1 protein-coding gene and 1 pseudogene are annotated in these 766 nt (G+C 54.7%); both read left to right on the top strand.

What is annotated here, in order from left to right; genetic code table 11:
* Nucleotides 1-510: ABC transporter permease (locus GC097_RS28210; protein ID WP_376768432.1), on the top strand; the 510-nt coding region annotated here is incomplete at its 5' end.
* Nucleotides 500-766, top strand: a pseudogene (locus GC097_RS28205) (sugar ABC transporter permease YjfF); the annotation flags it as partial. The gene GC097_RS28210 and the pseudogene GC097_RS28205, both read left to right, overlap by 11 nt.

The raw sequence follows: 766 nt of genomic DNA, 5'->3' as shown, positions 1-766 counted from the left end.
CTTGCGGCCATCGTGTTTGCCGCAGCCGCATTACTGACGCGGAAAACGGCGCTCGGTCTGTTCATTGAGTCGGTCGGCTGCAAGCCGACGGCAAGCCATTTGGCCGGCATTCGTTCCCGTACGGTCATGCTGGCCGTGTATATTTTCTGCGGCGTCTGTGCCGGGATTGCCGGTTTGATCTTGAGCTCAAACGTCTCCAGCGCCGACGGCAACAATGCCGGTCTATGGTACGAGCTCGATGCCATTCTTGCCGTCGTGATCGGGGGAACCTCCCTGAACGGCGGAAGATTTTACCTCAGCGGAACACTGATTGGCGCGCTTATCATCCAGACGTTGACGACCACGATTTATATGATCGGGGTTCCGCCTGAGATCACGCTCGTCGTCAAAGCGTTCGTCGTGCTGGCCGTCTGCTTGATTCAGTCCGAAGCTTTCCGCCAATCCTTGACCATCCGCTGGAAGACTCGTCATTATCCGGGAGAACGGGAGGTTAAACGCCATGCTGCTTAATCGCAAATACATACCGATTTATGTCACCGTCATTTTATTCGCCACAATGTATATCGCGGGCTCTTTCCGGTATACCGGCTTCTTTTCGCTGCAAGTGCTGCTGAACTTGCTCATCGATAATGCCTTTTTATTGATTACGGCCGTGGGGATGACCTTCGTCATTGTATCCGGCGGCATTGATTTGTCGGTAGGCTCCGTGATCGCCTTAACGACCATGATTTCGGCTTCCCTGCTTGCGGCAGGCTGGTCGCCGGTA

The sequence above is a fragment of the Paenibacillus planticolens genome (genome assembly GCF_013141725.1).
GTDB classification, from domain to species: domain Bacteria; phylum Bacillota; class Bacilli; order Paenibacillales; family NBRC-103111; genus Paenibacillus_E; species Paenibacillus_E planticolens.
The sequence above is the reverse complement of the archived record's forward strand: the minus strand, read 5'-3'. Positions and strand labels throughout refer to the sequence as shown.